Source organism: Paenibacillus sp. BR1-192 (assembly GCF_029542445.1).
GTDB lineage: Bacteria > Bacillota > Bacilli > Paenibacillales > Paenibacillaceae > Paenibacillus_AQ > Paenibacillus_AQ lautus_A.
Genome location: NZ_CP120718.1, coordinates 4,999,687 through 5,022,232, shown reverse-complemented (window position 1 = coordinate 5,022,232; position 22,546 = coordinate 4,999,687). Strand labels below are relative to the sequence as shown.

The 22,546-nt window shown below is 49.2% G+C and carries 25 protein-coding genes and 2 pseudogenes; 17 read left to right on the top strand and 10 right to left on the bottom strand.

Going from position 1 to position 22,546, the window contains the following annotated elements; all coding sequences use genetic code 11:
- Nucleotides 1-17: 17 nt before the first annotated feature.
- From P0X86_RS22560 to P0X86_RS22545, 4 genes are all read left to right on the top strand, one after another.
- Nucleotides 18-383 (top strand): class I SAM-dependent methyltransferase, encoded by a 366-nt coding sequence (locus P0X86_RS22560; protein ID WP_277746507.1) that lies wholly within the window; start codon nucleotides 18-20, stop codon nucleotides 381-383.
- On the top strand, nucleotides 349-798 hold the full coding sequence (locus P0X86_RS22555) for a hypothetical protein (RefSeq protein WP_277746506.1): 450 nt from the start codon (nucleotides 349-351) through the stop codon (nucleotides 796-798). Before P0X86_RS22560 ends, P0X86_RS22555 begins: the two co-directional genes overlap by 35 nt.
- A 54-nt stretch (nucleotides 799-852) precedes the next feature.
- Complete coding sequence (locus tag P0X86_RS22550; protein WP_277746505.1) at nucleotides 853-1,251, top strand: DUF1801 domain-containing protein; 399 nt, start codon at nucleotides 853-855, stop codon at nucleotides 1,249-1,251.
- Between the two features lie 159 nt (nucleotides 1,252-1,410).
- Nucleotides 1,411-1,845: a GNAT family N-acetyltransferase gene (locus tag P0X86_RS22545; RefSeq protein ID WP_277746504.1), complete on the top strand. Its 435-nt coding sequence runs from the start codon at nucleotides 1,411-1,413 to the stop codon at nucleotides 1,843-1,845.
- A 75-nt stretch (nucleotides 1,846-1,920) separates the two neighbouring features.
- On the opposite strand, the pseudogene P0X86_RS22540 reads toward P0X86_RS22545, so the two are convergent.
- Nucleotides 1,921-2,425 (bottom strand): annotated as a pseudogene (locus P0X86_RS22540) (VOC family protein).
- Between the two features lie 303 nt (nucleotides 2,426-2,728).
- Here P0X86_RS22540 and P0X86_RS22535 point away from each other — a divergent pair.
- Genes P0X86_RS22535 through P0X86_RS22525 form a run of 3 tightly spaced genes read left to right on the top strand, consistent with a single transcriptional unit; the run spans nucleotide 2,729 to nucleotide 4,679 of the window.
- Nucleotides 2,729-3,208, top strand: a complete 480-nt coding sequence (locus P0X86_RS22535; protein ID WP_277746503.1) for an NUDIX hydrolase — start codon at nucleotides 2,729-2,731, stop codon at nucleotides 3,206-3,208.
- Nucleotides 3,209-3,249: 41 nt separating this feature from the next.
- Nucleotides 3,250-3,765: a GrpB family protein gene (locus P0X86_RS22530; RefSeq protein ID WP_277746502.1), complete on the top strand. Its 516-nt coding sequence runs from the start codon at nucleotides 3,250-3,252 to the stop codon at nucleotides 3,763-3,765.
- Nucleotides 3,766-3,794: 29 nt separating this feature from the next.
- On the top strand, nucleotides 3,795-4,679 hold the full coding sequence (locus P0X86_RS22525) for a class I SAM-dependent methyltransferase (protein WP_277746501.1): 885 nt from the start codon (nucleotides 3,795-3,797) through the stop codon (nucleotides 4,677-4,679).
- Between the two features lie 41 nt (nucleotides 4,680-4,720).
- Here P0X86_RS22525 and P0X86_RS22520 read toward each other — a convergent pair whose 3' ends face one another.
- The 5 genes from P0X86_RS22520 to P0X86_RS22500 are packed head-to-tail and all read right to left on the bottom strand — an operon-like array spanning nucleotide 4,721 to nucleotide 8,847.
- The gene (locus tag P0X86_RS22520) at nucleotides 4,721-5,329 is read right to left on the bottom strand and encodes a response regulator transcription factor (protein ID WP_277746500.1); all 609 of its coding nucleotides are present in this window, start codon (nucleotides 5,327-5,329) and stop codon (nucleotides 4,721-4,723) included.
- Nucleotides 5,326-6,432: a sensor histidine kinase gene (locus P0X86_RS22515; protein WP_277746499.1), complete on the bottom strand. Its 1,107-nt coding sequence runs from the start codon at nucleotides 6,430-6,432 to the stop codon at nucleotides 5,326-5,328. The genes P0X86_RS22520 and P0X86_RS22515 overlap by 4 nt, the downstream gene beginning before the upstream one ends.
- Before the next feature lie 51 nt (nucleotides 6,433-6,483).
- Nucleotides 6,484-7,170 (bottom strand): ABC transporter permease, encoded by a 687-nt coding sequence (locus P0X86_RS22510; RefSeq protein ID WP_277746498.1) that lies wholly within the window; start codon nucleotides 7,168-7,170, stop codon nucleotides 6,484-6,486.
- Complete coding sequence (locus P0X86_RS22505; protein ID WP_277746497.1) at nucleotides 7,167-7,901, bottom strand: ABC transporter permease; 735 nt, start codon at nucleotides 7,899-7,901, stop codon at nucleotides 7,167-7,169. Before P0X86_RS22505 ends, P0X86_RS22510 begins: the two co-directional genes overlap by 4 nt.
- Nucleotide 7,902: 1 nt before the next feature.
- Nucleotides 7,903-8,847: an ABC transporter ATP-binding protein gene (locus P0X86_RS22500; RefSeq protein ID WP_213579288.1), complete on the bottom strand. Its 945-nt coding sequence runs from the start codon at nucleotides 8,845-8,847 to the stop codon at nucleotides 7,903-7,905.
- Between the two features lie 174 nt (nucleotides 8,848-9,021).
- Here P0X86_RS22500 and P0X86_RS22495 point away from each other — a divergent pair, with 174 nt between their 5' ends.
- The 4 genes from P0X86_RS22495 to P0X86_RS22480 all read left to right on the top strand — a co-directional run bounded on the left by P0X86_RS22495 (nucleotide 9,022) and on the right by P0X86_RS22480 (nucleotide 13,393).
- The gene (locus P0X86_RS22495) at nucleotides 9,022-9,717 is read left to right on the top strand and encodes a response regulator transcription factor (RefSeq protein ID WP_277746496.1); all 696 of its coding nucleotides are present in this window, start codon (nucleotides 9,022-9,024) and stop codon (nucleotides 9,715-9,717) included.
- The gene (locus P0X86_RS22490; protein ID WP_277746495.1) at nucleotides 9,714-11,249 is read left to right on the top strand and encodes a sensor histidine kinase; all 1,536 of its coding nucleotides are present in this window, start codon (nucleotides 9,714-9,716) and stop codon (nucleotides 11,247-11,249) included. The genes P0X86_RS22495 and P0X86_RS22490 overlap by 4 nt, the downstream gene beginning before the upstream one ends.
- Before the next feature lie 175 nt (nucleotides 11,250-11,424).
- Nucleotides 11,425-12,633, top strand: coding sequence for a TolB-like translocation protein (locus tag P0X86_RS22485; protein ID WP_213579285.1), 1,209 nt, complete (start codon nucleotides 11,425-11,427; stop codon nucleotides 12,631-12,633).
- 70 nt (nucleotides 12,634-12,703) lie between these two features.
- Complete coding sequence (locus P0X86_RS22480; protein ID WP_277746494.1) at nucleotides 12,704-13,393, top strand: stalk domain-containing protein; 690 nt, start codon at nucleotides 12,704-12,706, stop codon at nucleotides 13,391-13,393.
- 169 nt (nucleotides 13,394-13,562) lie between these two features.
- Here the strand turns inward: P0X86_RS22480 and P0X86_RS22475 are convergent, their stop codons facing one another.
- Nucleotides 13,563-13,823: a hypothetical protein gene (locus P0X86_RS22475; protein ID WP_096775918.1), complete on the bottom strand. Its 261-nt coding sequence runs from the start codon at nucleotides 13,821-13,823 to the stop codon at nucleotides 13,563-13,565.
- Nucleotides 13,824-14,322: 499 nt separating this feature from the next.
- Between P0X86_RS22475 and P0X86_RS22470 the strand changes: the two are divergent.
- From P0X86_RS22470 to P0X86_RS22455, 4 genes and pseudogenes are all read left to right on the top strand, one after another.
- Nucleotides 14,323-14,772, top strand: a pseudogene (locus tag P0X86_RS22470) (GNAT family N-acetyltransferase); the annotation flags it as partial.
- 45 nt (nucleotides 14,773-14,817) lie between these two features.
- On the top strand, nucleotides 14,818-15,243 hold the full coding sequence (locus P0X86_RS22465; protein WP_277749076.1) for a GNAT family N-acetyltransferase: 426 nt from the start codon (nucleotides 14,818-14,820) through the stop codon (nucleotides 15,241-15,243).
- 38 nt (nucleotides 15,244-15,281) lie between these two features.
- Nucleotides 15,282-15,725, top strand: coding sequence for a GNAT family N-acetyltransferase (locus P0X86_RS22460; RefSeq protein WP_277746493.1), 444 nt, complete (start codon nucleotides 15,282-15,284; stop codon nucleotides 15,723-15,725).
- A gap of 39 nt (nucleotides 15,726-15,764) precedes the next feature.
- Nucleotides 15,765-16,223, top strand: coding sequence for an NUDIX domain-containing protein (locus tag P0X86_RS22455; RefSeq protein WP_277746492.1), 459 nt, complete (start codon nucleotides 15,765-15,767; stop codon nucleotides 16,221-16,223).
- A 64-nt stretch (nucleotides 16,224-16,287) separates the two neighbouring features.
- On the opposite strand, the gene P0X86_RS22450 is transcribed toward P0X86_RS22455, so the two are convergent.
- A complete protein-coding gene (locus tag P0X86_RS22450) occupies nucleotides 16,288-17,349 on the bottom strand; it encodes an S-layer homology domain-containing protein (RefSeq protein ID WP_277746491.1) in 1,062 nt (353 codons plus the stop codon).
- 530 nt (nucleotides 17,350-17,879) lie between these two features.
- Between P0X86_RS22450 and P0X86_RS22445 the strand changes: the two genes are divergently transcribed.
- Nucleotides 17,880-18,557 carry a class I SAM-dependent methyltransferase gene (locus tag P0X86_RS22445; RefSeq protein WP_277746490.1) on the top strand — a complete coding sequence of 226 codons (678 nt, stop codon included), beginning with the start codon at nucleotides 17,880-17,882 and terminating at the stop codon, nucleotides 18,555-18,557.
- 40 nt (nucleotides 18,558-18,597) lie between these two features.
- Complete coding sequence (locus P0X86_RS22440) at nucleotides 18,598-19,074, top strand: DinB family protein (RefSeq protein WP_192571153.1); 477 nt, start codon at nucleotides 18,598-18,600, stop codon at nucleotides 19,072-19,074.
- 77 nt (nucleotides 19,075-19,151) lie between these two features.
- Here the strand turns inward: P0X86_RS22440 and P0X86_RS22435 are convergent, their stop codons facing one another.
- Both P0X86_RS22435 and P0X86_RS22430 read right to left on the bottom strand, forming a co-directional pair.
- Nucleotides 19,152-20,723 carry an acetamidase/formamidase family protein gene (locus P0X86_RS22435; RefSeq protein WP_277746489.1) on the bottom strand — a complete coding sequence of 524 codons (1,572 nt, stop codon included), beginning with the start codon at nucleotides 20,721-20,723 and terminating at the stop codon, nucleotides 19,152-19,154.
- Between the two features lie 220 nt (nucleotides 20,724-20,943).
- Nucleotides 20,944-22,428 (bottom strand): endonuclease/exonuclease/phosphatase family protein, encoded by a 1,485-nt coding sequence (locus P0X86_RS22430; RefSeq protein ID WP_277746488.1) that lies wholly within the window; start codon nucleotides 22,426-22,428, stop codon nucleotides 20,944-20,946.
- Nucleotides 22,429-22,546 lie beyond the last annotated feature (118 nt).

Genomic DNA, 22,546 nt, shown 5'->3' with positions numbered 1-22,546 from the left:
CATCGGAGGGATAACGGTTGAAGGATTCCAGCTTTGATTTTTACGAAGATCTTGCAGATACATATCATTTGATTTTTGAGGATTGGCATGAAGCGGTAAGATGGCAGGGTGAATTCTTCAATCGATTTATTCGTTCGTTATATGACGAGAACCCTGAGGCTCGGTTCCATCTCCTGGACGCATCATGCGGAATAGGGACGCAGGCTTTGGGATTGGCACGTCATGATTTTGTCGTAACGGCTACGGATTTAAGTCCCAAGTCGGTGGAGCGGGCCAAAAAGGAAGCCGAGAAGCTGGGGATTCCCATTGATTTTGGAATCGCCGATTTTCGGTCTCTAGAGCAAGATATTGCTGGGCAATTTCGATGTCGTATTGTCTGCTGACAATGGGATCCCTCATTTATTGTCAGATGAGGAGCTAAGACAGGCATGCCGCAACCTGTATGCCAAACTTCGTAGCGAGGGTCTGCTTGTAGTGTCCATTCGGGACTACGACGCTATTATTCAGAACCGCCAGTGTGCAACGGTTCCACGAATCTTGGATGAAGGAAAACGTATGGTTTTTCAAGTTTGGGACTGGGCGGAAGGTGGATATCACTATGTGACGAACCAATTTATTATGCAAGAAATCGATGGAGCATGGCATACCCAAGTCAACAGCACATCCTATAGAGCATTAATGCGATCAGAATTAAGCTGTTTGCTGGCGGAAGCGGGATTCATCGATATCCAGTGGCACGTGCCTTCAGATTCTGGCTTTTATCAGCCGATCGTTACGGCAAGGAAGCCAGGAGCATAGACATAGGCCAATAAGGCGGGATGAGTTAATCCAGTATAAAAGGAGGAGTTAAGAATGGCACAATTGCGGGGTCAAGAACAAGTCGAGGAGTATCTTCAGCAACTTGAGCATCCCTTGAAAAAAGAAATCGAGGAGGTCCGAAGCTTCATTCTGAGTGTTGATGATCGAATCACGGAGCATATCAAATGGAATGCACCCAGCTTTTGCGTTCAGGGTGAAGACCGGATCACTTTGAATTTGCAGGGGAAGGGTTTCATTCGCTTGATTTTTCATTGTGGAGCCAAGGTAAAGGACCAGGATATAAAGGGAACTCTGACTGAGGATGCGGCGGGGTTATTGGAATGGGCGTCGCATGATCGGGCCATCGTGAAAATCATTGATATGGACGATTTGGAGCAAAAAAAGGAACAGTTAAAAGCCGTTATTGCTAGATGGATTGAAGTGACGAGTTGACGACTAGTAGAGTTTCAGAGTTCACTCTGGTAACTGAGTCCGAATCTAAAGAGAATGAGGCAGATTATAACAGGTGGTTGTCAAAGCAACACGGAATTTCGTGCGTAAATACTGGAATAGAACATACAGTCGAAAGGCTCATGAGGGAGATTAAACAACATGGTCATTCATAAAGTTACCGATCTGGGTGCAGTAGACCTTACCGAGCTCTTGACTGAAAGCCAGGAAGAAGGATTCAGGAATATCCATAGATTAGTGCATGAGTATCATAAGGGTATCAATACCTTTCATCATGAAAATGAAGCCTTGTTTGAATGTCGAGTTGGCCATAGAGTCATCGGCATTTGCGGGTTAAATCGGGATCCGTATGCGAACGGAAGCATAGGCAGGATCCGCAGATTATATGTACTAAAGGAATTCCGGAGTCAAGGAGTCGGGAGAAGGCTGGTTGAAGCTGTGATTCGTATGGCGAGCAGCCATTATACGAAACTCGTATTAAAAACAGACAATCCCAAGGCGTCTGCATTTTATAAGAATCTAGGTTTTCGGGAAATTGCCGATGGCGGATTGGTCACGCATGAACTTGTGCTATGATGTAATCATGGATGCCCCGTCTCATATGGATTGAACATTCAAGCATAAAAAAGGCTGCCATGAAGGCAGCCTTCCCTATCCTTCATAGGCTTGCTGTAGCGTTTGCATATCGATTTTGGATTTCGTCTGGAGTAAGGCCTTCATCACGCGTTCCGATTTAGCCGGATCGGGATCGGTTATCATTTCGTTTAAGTTAGCCGGAACGATCTGCCACGATACGCCGAACTTGTCCTTCAGCCAACCGCATACTTGCGCTTTTTTCGTCACCGCCTTCGGCCAGTTTCCCCCAATAGTAGTCAATTTCTTCTTGCGAATCGCAATGCACAATAAACGAAATAGCTTCGTTGAATTTGAAATGCGGACCGCCGTTGAGCGCAACAAAATGTTGTCCCTCTAATTGAAATTCCACCGTCATTATAGCACCTTCGGCGAATGGCGAGTGATTGTTGCGTTCTGCGCCGTATCGCGTAAATCGTTCGATCCCCGAGTTTTTGAAAATCGAAACGTAATGCTGCGCTGCCTCCTCGGCTTGGTGATCAAACCACAAGTTAGGGGATATCTTCTGGACTCTATTCTTCATCATCCCAACTCCTTCATCACAGTTACTAGAATGTAATGTCATTGTATCAAATCACTCGGATCATGATTTCTTACCGATTGCGATCTATTCCTGCCGATCATGAATATCGGATAACAACGGGCAGATTTGCGTTCAGGGAAAAATAGTCCTTTTCCATTTGGAGGAAGATAAAGGTAAAGCTCATGCCCGCGGTGAAGAAGTAGCAGTATAAATTAATGAAGTTATCTTTCTAGGATACGCTAACGAATTCTAACGGGTCTTGTCATAGTTTGTGGGATATCTTATCTATCGGAGGCTGTTGTCATGATGACGCCAACGCATATTGTTGCCGTAGGCGGCGTGGTTGAGAATGAACGCGGTGAAATTCTATTGGTGAAGGATCGTAACGGATGGGTGTTTCCGGGGGGACAGGTGGAGGCCGGAGAGAATCTCATGGATGCGCTGATTAGGGAGATCAAAGAAGAGAGCGGGATCGAGACCATCGTCTCTCATCTGATCGGCGTCTATTCCAATACATCAACCTATCCGGGACACAGCGGAGTTGCCGTGGTTCCAACGAAAGTGATGATGGATTTCGTGTGTAAGCCTACGGGCGGCGAGCTGAGGACTTCGGAAGAAACGACGGACTGTCGTTGGATCCATAAGGATGAAGTGCTTCAATACATTACGGCCCCGGCCATTCGTACGCGTTTCCAGGCTTATTTGGATTTTAACCGAGCCCTCGTCTATATGGAATATATCACGAAACCGGAGTTTGAAATTAAGCTGAGACGGAATATATAGGCATTCGAGGTTTGCTATCTGCTATCGAAAGGAAACGTCCCATGGAAGAAGTGATTGTCACACCATACAACCCGGACTGGAAAGATGAGTACAACCGGGAAAAAGCGAAAATTGAGTCGGCACTGAAAGGCCTCGACGTTCACATGGAACATATCGGGAGCACGTCCGTTTCGGGTTTAGGGTCCAAACCGACCATCGATATGATGGCTGGCGTTCTTAGCCTAGAGGAAGTCGATGAGTATTACATTGAGAATCTGGCTGGGATCGGCTACGAATATGTTGTTAAACCGGAGTTCCCGGAGCGGCTGTTCTTTCGAAGAGGGCAATGGCGGGCAGGAACGCATCATCTGCATATTTACAAGTACCAGGGCCAACAGTGGATTGACCAGATTTTATTCAGGGAGTATTTAAAGAAACATCCGGAAATAAAGGATCGATATTATGCTTTGAAAAAAGCACTCGAAAATCAATTTAAACACGACCGCGTAGCCTATACGAACGGCAAGGCTGATTTCATTCGTGAAGTGATCCGTAAGGCAAGGCTGGAACAGAGTTAGACTCCTGATGCAGAGAGGACGTAAAGAGAATGTCCGAATATTACTGGGATTCCAAAATCGAATACCTGAGGAATACCAGATGGTTATATTACAATGACGACTATCTGGAGTTTTTGGTTAAGAACGTCTGGAAAATGAATACGCCCATTAACATGGTGGATTACGGTTGTGGTTATGGGTATCTAGCATTAAAGCTTCTCCCGCTTTTACCCGATGGGTCAACCTACACAGGTATAGACAAAGGTGAAGATTTGATCAAGGAAGCAAGGGGAATCTTTGACAAGCTGCCATATTCCGTTGAATTGATTCAAGGGGATATCGAAGAAATCCAGGTGCATCGGCAGTACGACATTGCGCTCTGTCACGCGTTTCTATTACATATGAAGAATCCCCGAGATATCCTTCAAAAAATGATCGGCAGTGTGCGGAACGGCGGCCGGGTCATTTGTTTTGAGCCCCATTGGATCGCCAATGCGGCGAATTTTGGCTTCGATGATGGATTGTTGCATTCCGAAGTGATCCGTCTGGGCGTATTACAGAAGCTGTATGAGGTGGACGCCAGCCGCAGCGGCAAAGACGGGAACATCGGCATAAAGCTCCCTATTCTTCTAAGTCAGCTGGGGTTACGGAATGTTGAATGTCGAGTAAGCGATAAAGTGAATTTTTTGGATCGGCATATGGACGATGCCAGCAAAGAACGGCTGTATCAATCCCTAAGAGAAGAGGGGATTGGGCAAGAGCCCGATGAACCTTCAATGACAATGGAGCAGCTGGTACGGAGAGGTTTAACAGCGGAGGAAGCACAAGCCCAATATGCCGCTGAACTCAAGCTGTTCCAGAAGTTTGATAGCGATTCGTGGTTGACTTACGCGCCGAATATGAAGATTTCTTTTGGCACGGTTAGCCGAGAATAAACGTACGTAAGGAGCCCTATGAAAAGGGGATGGGTAAGACATCACAACGACTGCCTCCAATAATAGATCGCCAATTGGGTTCTGTCCCGGAGCTCCAGCTTATCCAGAATGATCGAGAGGGTATTGCGCACGGTTCCTTCGCTGATAAACAATTGCTCGGCAATTTCCCGATTCGAGCAGCCTAAGGCAACCAGCTCGAGAATATCGTTTTCCCGCGGGGTAAGGTCGGAACGATTCTCTTTTTCGGGCAGCATCAAGGTCTTCAGCACATTGGCATCCACAACGGAACTGCCGGAGGCAAAAGCACGAAGCTGTTGTGCCATACTGGAGACCTGCGTCGACTTCAGCATATACCCTTCGGCTCCGGCTAGCAGCGCCAGGCGGATACTATGCTCATCTTGAAACGTGGTCAGCATCATTATCTGGACTTGGGGCCATTTTTGCTTGATTTGCCTTGCCGCTTGGATTCCGTCCATACCAGGCATCCGAATATCCATGAGGACGATGTCCGGCAGGACCTCTTCACAGCATTGAATGGCTGCTGCGCCGTCATTCGCAGTCGCCGTCACTTCCATATCCGCTTCTCTGGATAGAAGCAGCCGGAGACTCTGACATACCAATGGATCATCATCCACAATGAGAATGTTCATCGAATGCCCTCCTTTTCCATAGGTAATACGCAGACCAATTGAAAGCCGCTGGATGTATTGGTGGAGATGCTCCCGCCTGCCGCCTGGGCTCTTTGCCTTAGGTTGCGGAGTCCGGTTCCAGGCAGCGAGGAGGAATCCAAAACGCCGTCATTTTGGACGCTTAACCGCACGATATGTTCATTGACGTCCAACGATACTTCAACGTGTTTGGCTTTGGAATGACGCACCGCATTGGTCAAGGCTTCCTTGAGGCAAGCATTCAGGATGACCCACAGATGGGCAGCTATACGGGATGTATCTCCGTAAATTTGCAGCTGTACAGGCATCGCTTTGAAATTGCGGCAGATCTCCTCCAGGCTCCGAATGCCGATCGCTTGGACAGGCTGCATATTATGGACCGTTTCCCGCAGCTCCAGGGCGCTCCTCGACAAACGCATCTGGGCTTGAGCAAACATGTCTTCCGCTTGCGGGTCATTCTCCCTCCATAATGTTTCAAAAGCTTGAAAGGCTAACAACGCGGCTGTTAATTCATGGCCGACCTCATCGTGCAGCTTCTGGGAGATTCGATGACGCTCTCTCAGCTCAGCAAGCTGAGCCGTTTGGACATTGGCCATGAGCAGCTCACCTTTCAATATTTCCAATTCGTAGCGATCGCGACGCTCCTGATCTGCCTCCAATCGATACTGATGGATTTGCTTGGACCAACATAAAACGATCCACCCCGCAAATGAAGCTTGAACGAGCATGAGAAGAAGCGGGAGGTCCGGATCGACATAGCCGATGACAAGCGCTGCCAGGATGGGCAGGGAAAACAGCGGTTTACCGGCAAGCATGGTTTCAAATAACGGCAGAGCCAGTCCGAAGCCGGCCTCCGGCCAGAATGGAATGATGGACATGCATAGAATCTGGTCGACCAGTGTTGTCCATGAAGGAAGGGAAAACCGCCATCGGGCTATTGCCAGGATCGCTAAGGCGAAGACCAGGACGAACCCTTCGGTCCCGGCATCTCCCATAAACCACAGAGCGGCCAGAAGCAGCAGGGCAAACATTCTCCAAATCACGACCGCTATGCTTGGGGACCACGAATCGGTATAGCTTCTCATGAAAACCTCCCATGGCATACGTTCTCTTTTCCCCATATCGTAACATATTTTTCAAGCCAGTTTCCTCCGGCTGCCAATCAGCATAAAAGCGATCGCAAACAACAGCAGGATCCCGAGCGGAGTGAGTTGCTCCGCGAACAAGCCTCCGTTCTTAGCAAGCATGATTCCCTCATGGAACCAATAGGTAGGGGATAACATGGCGATTTTCTGCAGGGATGCAGGCATAGCCTGAATGGGAAATAAGGTTCCTCCGAGCACCGCCATGATCAAGATGATTCCCAGCATAACGGCTGTAGAAGATTCAGGCTGGCGGAACATGGAGCACCACGCGAGAGAGAAGCTAATCGCGGTGACCGAGAACACGCTGAACATGCAGAAGAGTTGAATCAGACTGCCAAAAACATCGGCATGCAGCAACCAGGCGCTGAATGTGACCACGGCGCTTTGTCCTACGAGCAGCAGAGCGAAAGCAAGCAGATTCTGCGATAAATACTTGAAGTGGGTCACAGGTGCAACGCCGATCCGGGTCATCATTTTATTCTTCCGATCCTCCATGATCATATGAACGAGTTTGGAGGCACAGAATAACAGCAGGATTCCATAGAAGTGATACCCCAGCGGTAAGCCATGCCAACCGCCCACCGGGAGGACAACGACGGCTGCGGGAAGGCCTAACAGCAAGATAAGGTTGGGCAAGCTGCGTACGCTCCGGATGAGCGCGAAGTTAAATATCGTCAAGCGAGCTTCCTCCTCCCAAGCCATGCGCTGATCATCATGCATATCACGGTTAAGGCTAACAGCAATAGTATGCTTAGGTACGCTGTCCCTTGCCCGCCATCGACAAGCATCTCCAGGACGGCCATCTTTCCGAGGGATACCGGATTCCCATAGGACGACATGAACTCAAAGAAACGGTGATCCGGGAGAGGAAACATTAATCCGGTTAAGATGATGAAGCCGATTCCAAGGACTTCAGATACCCTTTCAGCCAATTTTATGTTATGGATGGATAATGTCAGCAGCAGATGTACGGACTGCGCGAAGAAGGAATAAATAATAAATACCAGCAAGACCCAGCCGAGCGATCCCCACGCGATCCCGAACACCCAGGTTGTGAATAGCACCAAGACCAATCCTTGCAAAGTGCTGAAGAGCGTGCAGGCAAGAATAAGAGAGCTTGAATACACCGCTACGTTAATAGGGAGCGAATAGATTCTCCATTTCCGGGTTTTAAGTAAATCGATATCCAAATAACTCATCAAATACGTGCCGCCAAAAAACTGAACGCCCATAATGGTCGTAACGGCCATCAAGTCCAGCGGGGGAACCCCCTTCATGCCTTCATAGGGTCCAATAACGACGCCCAGCACGGTAATGACGACCAGTGGCAGGCCCAGCAGCAGCAGCTGCCCGATGGGTTCGCGTATCAGGCGCAGCAAGGAGAAGTACGTCATTCTGAATACAAGCATGTTAAGTCCCCTCCGCGTCACGTAGTTGCTTGCCGGTAAGCGTAAGGAATACGTCTTCAAGCGTAGGTTTCTCCGCATGGATGGATAGGACGCCCCCCGCGCTTTTGGCCAACGACAGGATGCGATCCAGATTTCCTGCACCCGCCCGTGATATGATCTGAATTTGCGTTCCATTCAAAACCACGTGCTTGACTCCATCCAGCTGTTTGATGTTATCGATCAGATCCTTCGTCAGCTCCACGACTTCCAGCTTGATCTTCTCTTCATGGTGGATGTTCTTTACCAACTCATCGATCGTCCCCTGCGCGATGACGTGGCCTTGATCCATAATCACGACGCGGGATGCGAGGGACTGCACTTCTTCCATGTAATGGGTAGTGTAGAGAATGGTCGTCCCCCTTTTTTGCAGCTCGCGGACCGATTCCAGGATGTGATTTCTGGATTGGGGGTCGATTCCAACCGTAGGTTCGTCCATGATCAGGAGCCTGGGTCTGTGAATAATAGAGCAGGCGATATTCAGTCTCCGCTTCATTCCTCCGGAAAATTTGGAAGGACGTTTATGGGCTTGATCCGTTAGTCCGACGAACTGGAGCGTTTCCGTGATTTGCCTTCTCAATTCCGTGCCCCTTAACCCATAGATTCCGCCAAAAAAGGCGAGATTCTCGTGAGCGGTTAAATCCTCAAAGACGGTGATATCCTGCGTAACCAGTCCGATCTTTCGTTTAACCTCCAGCATAGGGCCGCTTGGCCGTTCCCCAAACAGCTCGATGCTTCCGGAATCGATGCCAATTAAGCCGGATAACGCATGGATCAATGTGGTTTTACCTGCACCATTCGGACCAAGAAGGCCGAGTATTTCTCCCTGCCTGATCTCTAAATGGACATGGTCCAGGACAAGTTGATGCCCATAGCGCTTAATGATATGGTTCATGGTAGCGATTGTCATCCGAATCCTCCTTTGCTTGAGTGCTTAGCTTTATTATGGCCACCGGACGAAAGCGTTCATAGTTACAATTGTAATGAAATCGGCAGGGGAGCGCTGTTGAAATATGATGCCGGATACGTTACCATCATGGAATTAGCAAATGTGTAATCGGCCAGTAAAGGAGTCGTATCTGCGATGACGAAGGTACTTGTTGTAGATGATGAGAGCAGTATCTCAAGCGCAGTTGCTTATGCGCTGCGAAGGGAAGGATATACGGTAGAGACCGCAGGGGACGGGCAGGAAGCGCTGGAGCGCGTGGAATCGTTTGATCCTGACGTGATGGTGCTCGATGTCATGATGCCGAAGCTTAGCGGGTACGATGTTTGTCGCAAGCTCGGGGATCGGCAGCGTCCTGCCATTCTGCTGTTGACGGTGAAGGACGATATTGTGGATAAGGTGCTCGGGCTGGAGCTTGGTGCCGATGATTATATGACAAAGCCCTTTGACATGCGGGAGATCATCGCCAGGGTAAAGGCATTGTCCCGAAGAAGCCGTACTCCTGAGTCAGCCGGGAAGCAAGCCCCCGAAACGCATGTGATCCGGATAGCCGGACTTACCATTAACCTGTTAAATCGAACCATTCATGCCGATGGCAAGCCTCTTGAACTGACGCCGAAAGAGTTTGACCTCATGGCTCTCCTGGCCCGGAATCCGGAGCGGGTATATTCGCGAGAGGCCTTGCTTGAACAGGTATGGGACATGGATTTTGCCGGCGGCACGCGTACGGTAGATATTCACGTCCAGCGATTGCGCAAAAAGCTGGGAAACCAGCATGAAGTGATCCAGACCGTGTATGGCATCGGATATAAAAGCACGGAGATTCCATCATGAACAAAGGAAAAGTGCGTTTCGGCTTAAAGTGGAAAGTCGCACTGCTTCTCGCTCTGCTGCTGATCGCCGTTGTGGTTGTTCTTAGCACGTTGGTTCTTGCCGGGATACGGGAGGACCAGCGGGTGCGCCTGGAGCAAACCTTCGCCCAGGAAGCAGAAGCAGCCAATCTCAGGATTCATCAGGAATTACTGACGAATCCTCAAACGCAGCCGGATGATTTTATGGAAAATGTCGGCCAACGGCTGGCCGTCGATCTCGGAACCCAGAGCGGTATGCCGGTGACCCTGTATAAGATAGATGGTACATTCACGGGGACTTCCCTTCCGTTCCAGCCGAAAATGGATGTACAGGACGCGCTTGCTCACACGGCGCAAGGGCGTTCCGCCTATATTACCGAGGGCGACCAGCTGTTATATCTTGCCCCGCTTCGGAATATGGAGCAGCCGATCGGAACGATTCAATTCCACGCCTCCCTGGCCGAGCAGCATGCGTTCTATGACCGGATCCAGACAATGTTTATCGTGACGGGTCTTGCGGTGCTGGCCGCCGGCTTCCTGATCGGTTTTCTGTACGTATGGCGGCAGGTGCATGTCATCAGCAGATTGAACCAGGCTGCGCAGAGGATCGGCGAAGGCGTCTATCTTCGTGAGCCGACGGTGAAGCGAAACGATGAGCTCGGCGAGCTGGCGCAAGGGATATATGAAATGAGCGGGCGAATTTCCTTGTCGGTGAACCAGCTCACGGAAGAGAAACAGAAGCTGCTGGATGCCATTGATCGGTTGCGGGAGCTGGAACAGCAGCAGAAGCAGTTTATCGGAAATATCAGTCATGAGTTGAAAACGCCGCTGACCTCCATACTGGCCTACGCGGACCTGCTTGAGATGTATCGCGACGATCCCGCGCTGCTCGAGGAAGCCCGAGGACAGATCAGCCAGGAAGCACAGCGGCTATATCGCCTGGTAGAAAAGGCGCTTCAGTTATCGTCCATGGATATATATGAATTCGAAACCCACGCGGAACACGTAGACCTCATGCCGATTCTGCAAGAGGCGGCAGCCCGGCTGGAGGCCAAAGCAGAGCAATCGGGCATAACGCTGCGATCCTCATTATCCGAAGGCAAGGTATGGGCCGATCCGGAGAATCTGATGCATATGATTTTGAATCTGCTGGATAACGCCATTAAATATAACAGGCCCGGTGGGACCGTTACGCTATCGAATGAAGTGGACCGGGATCCACAAGGCAATGATCGCATGGTCATTAAGGTAAGCGATACCGGAATCGGAATTCCGGACGAAGCCCGGGAACGGATCTTTGATCCGTTTTATACGGTGAGCAGCGACCGCTCCCGGGTACATGGCGGTACCGGCTTAGGATTATCCCTGGTTCGCAATTTGGCGGAGAAGCAGCGCGGTTATGTGGAGGTTGCGGAATCCAGCCCAAACGGTTCTACGTTTGTGGTCACCTTGCCGATGGAACGGCCGCAATCCCAGGAGGTTCATTCGGTGGAAGAAAGCTCAGACTTGGAATAGGTCTGGGCTCTTTTTAAAATGTACATCTTTGTTTACAAGTTCGTTACAAGCTCGATATCGTATCGAGATATTCGCATTCTATACTGAGTTCAACAGGGAAAGAGGCGGCATGACAAGTCACATGAGTTGCAGCTGCCGAAGCTCCTTGGGGGAGAAGCATTGGAGGAAACCTGTTATGAAACATAGATTTGGGAAGCATGGGATCAAGCTGCTGTCTATCGTTGCTGTGGCTGCAGCCCTTGCGGCCTGCCAGTCCCAGGATCGGTTGACGATCGTGGAACCGGGCAGCCAAACCAGCCAGCCGCCTGTATCGAATGCCGGAGGAGGTAAGACACCGGGAGAGCGCAAGCTCACGGTCGTTGACGGGGCGAGCGGGCAGGCCGGTCGGGAAGTGGTCGTGAATCAGACGCACCGGATTGCCTCGTCCAACATCGAGACGTGGATATCGGAGGATATGGTCAGGGTCACTACCACCAAAATGGTCAAGGAAGCAACCGCAACGGAAGAACCGAAATATGCGTACGCCACCGAAGAGGTGAACGTAAGCACGGGCGAGCGGCGTGAGCTCACGAATCATGAAGCGTCGCATCCAGGCCAACATCTGGTCAAGGAAGAGGTCTCGCCGGACGGTAAATATAGCTTTGTACAGAAATGGAGGGATAAGTACACGGCAGACAATTTCATGAAGGATCTTAATACCGGCAAGAGCATTCCGGTAAAAGGGGACAACTACATGGAAATTGGCGGTTGGCTCGATGCGGATACCTATGTTCTTGCGGCAGGCTCCATGAGCGGCAAGGGAGAGATTCGTCTCATTTCCACGGACGGTACTTACACCACCACCGCCATTGAGGATGAGGACGTTGAAGTTTACAACCAATTCGGAGCGAGTAAAGGCCGGATCTATTATACCGATGTGAATCAGGTGCTTAAGGTGGTTGAACCGGGGCAGTCGAAGCCGGTACAGCTCATCGAAAATGTATGGAGTTTCACCATCTCCCCGGATGGAGAGTACATTGCCGTCTCCACAGCAACCAACACGGAAGGGAACTCAGGCAGCAATTTACTGATCTATGACGCAGCCGGCAGCTTGCAAGGATCGCTAATCGGAAAAGGCAATCTGATTTCTTACCCGTCCTGGTCGCCGGATTCTGCCAGATTAGCCTTTGATGTGTACTCGGAGAATGAAAGCGGAATGAACGGCGTGTATGTGTTTGATACGGCTTCCGGGAAAGTAAGCTGGATGGCGCCCTATTATTCAGCAGTGCATCCTGCGGCCCATCCGGTCTACCCGCTGACTTGGAGCCCATCTGGAAAAAGACTGGGGATTACGATTGACGATAAAGAAGCTTTAATTGCGACGCATGTCATTGATTTTCAATAAAGTTATTGCGCTTCATACTATGACTCATCGACTTGGAAGGTTGGTGAGACAAACGAGAGGGATGAATGAAATGAAACAGTTGAAAAAATCAATCGCGGCGGTTGCCGTGCTGGGAATGACCTTAACGGGAGCGGCAGGTGTTTATGCGGGAGCCAACCTGGAGAAAATCTCGGCTTACCTGAATCACAGCATCGGCATCAAAGTGGACGGTACCGTCTATAACACGGGCAAGAAATTGACTCCGATCACGTATCAGAATACAACGTACTTGCCGGTACGCGCGATTGCCGATGTGCTGGAAGTTCCTGTGCGATACGATGCGAAGAATAACCAGGTGTTAATCGGAAGTAATCCTGGAAACGGTCAGACGATCGAGCTGACCAACGTGAAATACAGCGATACCCAACTAAAAGAGATCAAAAGCGCATTCGCCAAATTTGATGGTTTCCAAACGCCGTACGCTCCAAGTCAGATGGTAAAAGGCGATGTGTATCAAAAGACGGGCGCATCGGCAGATGGCGTGAACATGGTCTTCAAACATATGACGGTGTACATCTCTCCAAGAGACTACTCTCATGGATATGACAGCAAACCGGTTACATTGTCCAATGGGGTTAAAGCGAAATGGTATACACCGGATGACACGGATTTGCTGGGATTTCAGATCAATGACCGCTTCGTGACGATCAGCTCTCCGGATCATTCCTTAAGCAAAGCGCAGCTGGAGAAGGTTGCAGTAAGCGTTGCCCAATTGAAATAAAGATAGAGATAATTCTAAGGTGATAGAGATATATTTCAGATATGAAAAAGGAAATAGAGGTTCTTACGAGGAAGCTTGCAGGGTGAACGGAATAGCCTGCGAGCTTTTTCATATTAGAAACTCGTAGATAAAAAAGAAGCAGCAAGACGCTGCTCCTCCCATCGTTTCATTAGTTGCGCTGCAATAACAGGTATCCGCTAATGTTGGATGTTCTTTGACGAAATACGATTTTGAAACCTACATCATGATCCTGCAAGCAGGCCAAGGCGGTTCTAAGCAATGCATTCGGCGTCAAATCAGCCCGGCAAGGTGAAGCATTGCCGATGACGCGGGCAGCAACAATTCTGCGAGGAGAACCCGCAACCAGAGGATTTCTTGACCAGCTGATTAATACTAAATCCGGTTGAGGAACAGCAGTGATACGACCCATTCAAATCACCTCTTATACTATAGTAGAGTCCGTATATTAAATGACAAGTTGATGAGAAATGTGCAAAGCGAAAGGCGGAGTTTTTCAAAAACAGGGTTGTCGAATTCAGAAATAGTTCTAGCGGATCGGTGGACGTGGAGACAAAAGGCATTGAGGAATTTCGGGAAATAGCCGAACGGTCCAAGTCGTTATTCTCCCACCGTTGTCAGACTATCGTTGGTTATTCGTTTGAAGATGGCAAGGTTCAGATTGAGATTGACTACGAGGGTATCCTCGCTAAGGATCTACCTAACGGTATGAAGGCCGGGGAGAAGATTCATATGAAGGGAAAGTCCGTATTCGCGTTTAAAAACGGTAGGATCGCCGTGATAGAAGATTATAGTTGATAAGGTTAGAAGTATTTAGGAAAAGTTTATCTAAAGTCGTTTAATCCCGGAAATAGGGTTTCTTTATATGGTATTATTTGGGTTAATGCATGCTCGCTTGGGGGGACTACGATATGGACATGGAGTTGAAGCCGGTTGACCGAAAGAACTGGGAAGAAGCATTGGCAATGCAGGTTTCGGTCCAACAGCAGGGGTTTGTACCGGCGGTAGCCGTATCTCTCGCCAAGATCCACATCAAACCGGACGGTGATGAAGTCGAATACCTTCCCTTTGCGATATACGTGGGGAACCGAATGGTTGGATTTATCATGCATGCCTATGTGATGAATTCATCCGATATGTATTGGATTAACGGCTTTTTAATAGATGCGGGGGAACAGGGTAAGGGATATGGCAAAGCAGCTTTACTCCAGATGATTGCATGGATCCAAAGCCAATTTCCGCAATGCGAGGAAATACGCCTGACCGTGCATAAGGATAACCGGACAGCGAAAAATTTGTACAGCAATCTAGGTTTTGTTGAAACGGGGAACTGGTTCGGCGATGAGGAAGTTATGAAGCTGAATGTTCAATCCAAGCAAGAGGTTAAGAGAAGGGGGAGTGACCCATTGTCGCAAATCAACATCAATCGAAGCAGCCCGGAAGAAGCGCTTGCGGTACGGACGAAACTGATTCAATTTAATGCACGGTTTATCGCAGAAGATTTGCAGCAGAATTACGAGGAGATCAACTTACATATAAAAGATGAGCATGGAGAGATCGCAGGCGGCATCAACAGTGTATTTTGCTGGAATTGGATTGAGGTCGATATTCTGTGGATCGATGATCGATATCGAGGGCGGGGATATGGCTCAAGATTACTACAAGAGATTGAGACGATCGCAAAAGAAAAGCAATGCACCTTCATCAAGCTCAATACCTTCAGCTTTCAGGCGCCGGCATTCTACCGTAAACATGGATTTCAAGAGATAACTCGCATTGACGATGCCCCAAGGGGTCATCAGCACTATTATTTTGTTAAACATTTGGCGTAAACCAGTGTGACATCATCAACGATTCGAAGGAGCTTGACATGATTAGACTGCAGCCTGTAGATAAGGATAATTGGACCGAATGCATTAAACTGAAAGCGAAACCGGAGCAAGAAGGCTTCATTGCCTCCAATCTGTATTCGATTGCCCAGTATCAATTCCTTGAACATTTTGAAGCGATGGCCATTTATGATGATCAGACGATGGTCGGGTTCACGTTATATGGCTTGGACGCCGATGACGGCAACTATTGGATTTACCGTTTCATGATCGACGCGAAATTCCAAGGAAAGGGCTACGGGAAAGAGGCTTTGCGATACATCGTTGAAGAAATCCGAAACAAGCATGACCGGACAGATGTCCTTATGCTAAGTTTTGATCCGAAGAACGAACGGGCCAGACAGCTGTACATCAAAGCGGGTTTTGAGGAAATCGGCGTTATGCCGTGGTCGGGTGGTGAATCCGTAGCGAAGCTGGGGCTATAAACCCTCAGCCTTCAAGTATGGAGAGAGGATAATGCTGAAATGAAAATCATAGTGACAGGCGGCGCCATTATCCGGGATCATCGAGGGCGGATATTGCTCCAACGACGCTCGGATTACGGCAATTGGGGTCTTCCCGGTGGCGGTATGGAGGCAGGGGAATCCGTTGAAGAGACGATGAGACGGGAAGTGCTCGAAGAAACGGGGCTGGTCGTACGCGATAGTGAACTCTATGGGGTCTATAGCGGATCCAGAATGCAGTATCGATATCCGGACGGAAACGAAGTCGTGTTTGTCATGTTTGTTTTTAACGCCACGGTGGATTTACAAGGAAAGACGGAGGAGACAGGCAGAATACTGATTTATCACGATGAGAACAACGAGTCGTTGCAGCTGGAATTCAAAGCATTGCATGAGATCGATCTAGAGGATATCAGCTCTGTACAAAGACCGGTATTTGAGGATCTGCGTAATGGTAAGGCAAACATTTTAAGAACTTGATATGTTTGTACCATGACAAAAAAGGGAGTGCATACTGTATGCAACAGTTATGCACTCCCTTGTGTCATTTTAATTGGAGATTGGGTTCATACCATACGGCTTGGGTAAAGTCCTGGAACGTATCAGCGTAATAATACATAACTTCAATGTTGTTATTTTCGCCGGTTGCTTTTTGACCCTTGCTTCGGATAATGGGGATGAATTCCGCATAGTATGCGCCATTCAAGGGGATTCGAACAGGCTGCTTAGGGTTGCTCAACTGCTCGTAAGTATAATAGGATGGCTCCCCGTTCACGTTGATCTGCAGGTCGATTTTCTCCGAAGCCTTCAAGGCCAGATAGAATTCCGGCAGAGCATCGGAATTCACCAAAGCAAAGTCATAAACCGGACTTTGTCCGTGTCCTGATGGGGAACCCGCATAGATAAAGTTTCTTGTGCCATTCGGAATGAGATCATCCGGCGATGGTTCCCGAACATAGCTGCCGCCATCAAAATAGTCGTAAATTCGATGCAGGACGACCGCCGTTTCGGCTAACGTTACCTTTTGATTCGGGCGAAAATAGCCTTTGGCGTCGGGTTTCATGATGCCGGCCTCGGCAAAGCCGAGCAGTGCATAGGCTTTGACGTAATCCAGATCGGAGGCTAAGGAAGGCCCGTATTTTTTGTCTTGCATCAATCCGATTTCGGGTGTCAGTGGCTGATAGGCATACTTCCATTTGTCATAATCCTTGTAGGTATTGAAATATCTTTTGGGCAGGTCTTTAATCGCCCGCAATCTCGCCATTTCCTCAGCGTCCGATAACTCCAAGGAATAACCAATATCATCGAACAGCGCATTCAGCGTAATCAACAAGTCCCAGCGTGTTAACACTTTCTCCGGTATATACTTGAAGGTTTCATCGTCGTAATTGATTCTGTCTGCGGCTCCGATTAATCCGTTCGGCGCCGAAGGTATGCTGCCGTAAACATCCTTAAAAATCTGGTAGGATGGGTGCCCGTTAGGGACGCCGGGAATGTTGAACTTCTTATCGGCATCGACTCGAAAATCGGTAAACAGCCGGTGAACCATAAGGGTAAGATCGGCTTTGGTCACCATCCTGCCTAACGTTTTTGTCCGATACTCCATGTTCTCAAAAACTCCATGGGATCTAAGGAAGTCAATGGACTCATTGGCCCATGCATACTTGGCTTGACCAGATTCCGCCGCACTTGCCACGGATGTCATGCAAAACGATAAAATAAGGGTTAAAGATAATAATTGACGCCACCTTCTTAAAAACATGAAATCCTCCTGTATGTATCGATAGATTGGATGAATATTCCTCTATTGTAGACGACAAATTATGACAATAGCAATGCTTTTTTAGTCCTCCTTACCTATTGAAAAAAAGAGTCGGTTTGCATTGTTTTTGATCCGAAGCGTATTGGACGCGAAGACGAATGCCGGGGAAATCGATTGAAAGTGGATGAATTTCGACGGGTAATTTAAATGTAACCGTTGACATTGCGGAACAAAATGGTAATATTTTAAGACATTAGCAATAGCGGTTGATTCGTTGATTCGGTACCTGTTGGCATGCACAAGATCATGTAACGACAGGGTTGTGCCATCTTGGATTGTGAATGCAGTACAGCCTATCACGGAGGGGGGAACGCATGGGAATCGACTGGTATGATATGATCGCGCGCAGGAATGGCGGTTATAGAGGAAGAGCGGTGTGTACCGTAGTCGGAAGATCGGCGGAAGAAGTGTTTGAGGAGCGGCTGGTGGAGATGCTGCCGCAGTATCATTCCGTGCTGGACGCAGGCTGCGGGCATGGTGAGTTCACGCTTCGGATGTCCAGACATGCTGAGAAAATCATTGGCTTTGACAATTCCGCGGAGATGATTCGAATCTCCCAATCCTTGCTCGAGAGCAGCGGAACCCGGAATGTGGAATTCGTGTTTGCCACGACGAAGACACAGATGCCTTTTCAAGACGGGCAATTCGACCTTATCTATGACCGCAGAGGACCTACCTCCATCCTGGAACATCCCAGGATATTAGCTTCAGGCGGCACCATCTTCGGGATACATACCGATGTGACTCACGTTCGAAGGCGATTGTCGGAGAATGGCTACATGAATGTCGAGATTGAGGAGTATAATGAAGCGATTATTTATTTCCCGAATGCCCACGAATTTGCATTAAACCTGTCGGATACGCCAGGCAATCCCGATTATACTTTACCGGAAATGAAGGGTGAGCTCGAGGCCAGGATTCGGGAGAACCAGATCGACGGCCGGCTTGGAGTCCGCGAGCACAAATATATCTGGAAAGCGATGAAGGCGTGAATCAAGGATCTTTTATCATACCGAATAAGGAGTGTGCGATATGGATCATGAGTTCAACCGGAAGTGGCTGGAGGACAAATTTGAAAACATCCGCAGCCGTATATTGAAAGCGTTGGTGCAGTTAAACGATGAGCAAGTGAATTGGCGGCCCAATCATTCCAGTCTGAGCATATCTACGTTGATCAGGCACATCGAAGGCAACATTCAAGAACGGGTCATGAAAGGGATATTGCAACAAGACGTTGCCCCGCGAAACCGGGAGCAGGAGTTGTCCCAGGTATTTGTCAGCAGGGATGATCTGATCCAGATTGTGAAGAATCGGTTCCAGTTCCTGATCGATACGGTAAAATCCATGTCGAGTCAGGACTTTGAACAGGTTCAATCGGTCCGGGGAAAAGAACGGAGCAATCTCGACATCCTGCATCAGTGCGCTACGCATTATTCGGAGCATATGGGTCAAATTTTTTATATCGCCAAGCAGTGTTTGACGGTTCAATATAAAACCACATCGATCTAATGAACGAGCCCCCTTAGATGGCGTTTCCAGCTAAAGGGGCCTTTTTTCGGTACAATTATATAGACAAGTGCACAAGATTAATTCAGGGAAGGCGTTACGCTGGCTTTCAGCACATTCCCGCTGGTGGTCCAGTTCACATGGGCTCCGAACAGAGCAGGGATTGTCTTGATGGGAATCATGGTTATGCCATTCTTCATGATGGCCGCTTCGCTGTTGTACACCGCCTTGCCATCCATTTCATAGATTGACTGTCCGATCGGGACGGTTAAGTTTTTGCCCGGGGCGGTTGCTAAGGCCGCATGCCGTTTAGGGTCCCACTCCACTTCATATCCCAAACCTTCAGCGAGCGGACGGAGGGGAACATAGAATTCATCCCCGATGATGGAGGAGCCCAGGGCCGAACCGTTGATGGCGATCGACAGCTTAAGATTGTTAATAAAATGCCGCTTATGAATCAGCGCATGTATACCTTTGGTTTTGTCCACTACTTGGGAGACCTCGTAGTCCGTAGCGGCACTCATGTAAGCGTAAGCCGTTGCGCGATCCATGCCCAGCTTCTCATTCAAGAAGCCAAGGGCTTCGCGCACCGCTTCCTTCATGGCTTCATCCAGATCGGGATCGAGACCGACGGGAATCCAGTAATCCTCCGTTTCGGCAAAAGGCTGCTTGAGCTCTGTACGCGGCAAGGATGGATCGCCAGCTTTCAGCACCGTCAACCGGAAGGTGCCGCGAAGGGAGGCCTCCATTGCGGTCAAGGCAACCTCGCCGTCTCCCTGTGCAAAATGAGGATCGCCGGTATAGAAGAGTCCGCCTTTCACCTGAATCGGAAGATACAGCGTAGATCCGACGCCAAGCTCATTGATATCGATATTGCCTCCGGTTTCGATCGGCGGGACGCTGCTAACTTTTTCACTGGTATCCGGTGCGACGCCCATAAGTCCCATAAAAGGCTTGAGCGGGAAGCGGACATGCCCGCCCTGTTCAACGGGAAGCACGCCATAGAGTTTACCGTTGATTTCTTCTACCGGCGTGAATTTGGAAATATTTTGGTATAACTCCGGATTTGCTGCGCTTGCTCCTTCCTTGCGCCCTTCATTCTCGGGATATTCGCCGGGAAGGGCACCCTTATAATGCCGGTTGGATATGACGCCGTAGGGTACCCGGGGGGTGAGAGAAAGAACCTCGACCTTCAACACGTCTCCAGGTTCTGCTCCCTGGATTCCGATCGGTCCCGTAACGACATGCGGTCCATCGTTGTCAAAATCATGCTGCAGCTCAGAGGCAGCAACCGCTTTAGCGTCATCTAGCACTTGATCCGGCCGGATGCCGAAGGAAGCAAAGTACTTCTCCGGATCCCTTCCCTGGTCTTCAAGGATGCCTTCATGGGATAGCGTATCAAACGTGACGGTGCTGCCGGAGGTGACGGTCATGATGGATTTGCTGTCCCGATTCGGTAGATGCCCCCAACTGATATTCTCTACGGTGCTGGGGATATAATAATCGGCTCCGAGTTGCTCATTGCTGGTGGATTGCAGGATGGGAAACGAATCGAGGGCAGCGGCTTGCGCGGGTACAGCGGCGAACAAGGAAATCGTACATAAAGCTGCGGTGATGGAATGAAAGCGAGTATTTCTTTTCCCTGATGACATATTATCTCCCCCATATCCTGTGCATATTATCAATCTAGCAGCATTATACATGGAGAAGGATAAGTTTAACAATATTTATGTTATGTTATATAACACAAAAAGATGAAATTAATTACATAGAACTAGATTTCTGAGGGTGAATACCTAAAAAACCTTCCACGCACCATGAGCCTGAGTCATGGCATGTGGAAGGTTTATCTGTTTTTTTGGAGTATGAAGCTTACGGCTGACCAGGGGAAGGGCGCTGAAACGTGTCTTTTTTCTGCATAATGCTCATCAGCGGCGCAGGCTCCTGATATGTGATCGATTCGTTCACACCGGCATCCAGCTGTCCGTTATTAAACTGGACCCCTACGAGATGCGTGCCGGATGGCGATGAAATACCCAAGGAACGTCCGCTGGTGGAGGTTCCGTTCAGGCCCTGATTGTTGCCCGGCGTGAAGACGGCAAGCATCTGAGACGGTAAGAGCTCATCCCCATCGGCATGATAGTTGCCAAGGAACTGCTCCAAGCTCAGGTCATAACAGCAAGGCTGCTTCTTGATCCAGACCACCATGGTTTCATTCGGGCCGATAAGGGTGTTGGTGCTGTAGCGATCCTTCGTAATGGTCCAGCGGTTGGACTTGGATTTGTCGAACGGAAGGGCAGGGTCGTAATAATAGTAGATTTGATACCCTTCCAGGTCGATTTCCCGGTTCGTGGGGTTATAGATCTCCACATAATTGTAATTCCCTTGCTCGTTCGAGTTGGCGACCACTTCGGTGATATGCAGAGCCGTGGTCAAGGGCTGCTTGGGTACCGTTTCTCCGGTGGTTTTGTTGGATTGTTGCAGGGTGCCCTCCATCATGACGGGATAATGATCGCTAGGGTATTGGCCGTCTTCCTTGTAGTTGATAATCTCGCTGTGCAGGACATTCCAACCTTGGCCGTGCAGAATCCAGTCGATGCGGTTTCCGCTGCCGCCGCCCGTAGGGTCCTTGTAGTTATGGAAGGTTCCCAGATCATCGTTGGTTCGCTTCTTGGCCGTGACATGCGCATCCGACAACCCGTTGCTTGTAAAAATCGAATACGTATCGCTCCCCGGAAGCGTGTTGAAATCGCCGGTGATTACAACGGGGATATCCGGGTCAAATGCCTTCATCTCATCAACGATAAGTGCAGCGCTCTTCTGCCGGGAAACCTCGGATTGATGATCCAGATGCGTGTTCACCATATAGAAGGTTTTGCCGTTTCGAAGATCCTGAAAGCGAACCCAGGTTGCCATCCGCGGAATTTGGTTGCCCCAGCTGGCCGAGCTGATCGTCTGGGGCGTATCGGACAGCCAAAAGTGAGACTGCTCCAGTGGCCTCAGCCGTTCCGTATTATAAAAAATCGCCATATATTCCCCTAGGCTCCCGCCTTCACGTCCGACTCCGATCCGATCATATCCCGGCAGATCATTCTCCAGATCCACGATTTGCCGGTGAAGTCCTTCCTGCGTTCCAATGACGTCCGGTTGATGCTCCAGGATGAGGTTTCTGGTGACTGGGCGGCGTTTCTCCCATGGCTGACTGTCATTGGCGGCATACCGCAGGTTGAAGCTCATAACCTTTAAAGGACCCGACGATGCTTCCGCGGTGCTTCCCATTTCGCCGGAAGCGGATAGCGATGCCGTCGTCAGAAATGTAAGCATCATGAACAGGCTGGTGATTTTGGGGATTCTCATAAAAATTCCTCCTTTGTCATGTGCAAGAATATATTCCTAATGGATGCTAAGCAGGTCACTTGTCCTCCCTTCCTGATTTGCCCATATCATATCGTATTTTTAGCGGGCTGCGTATTTA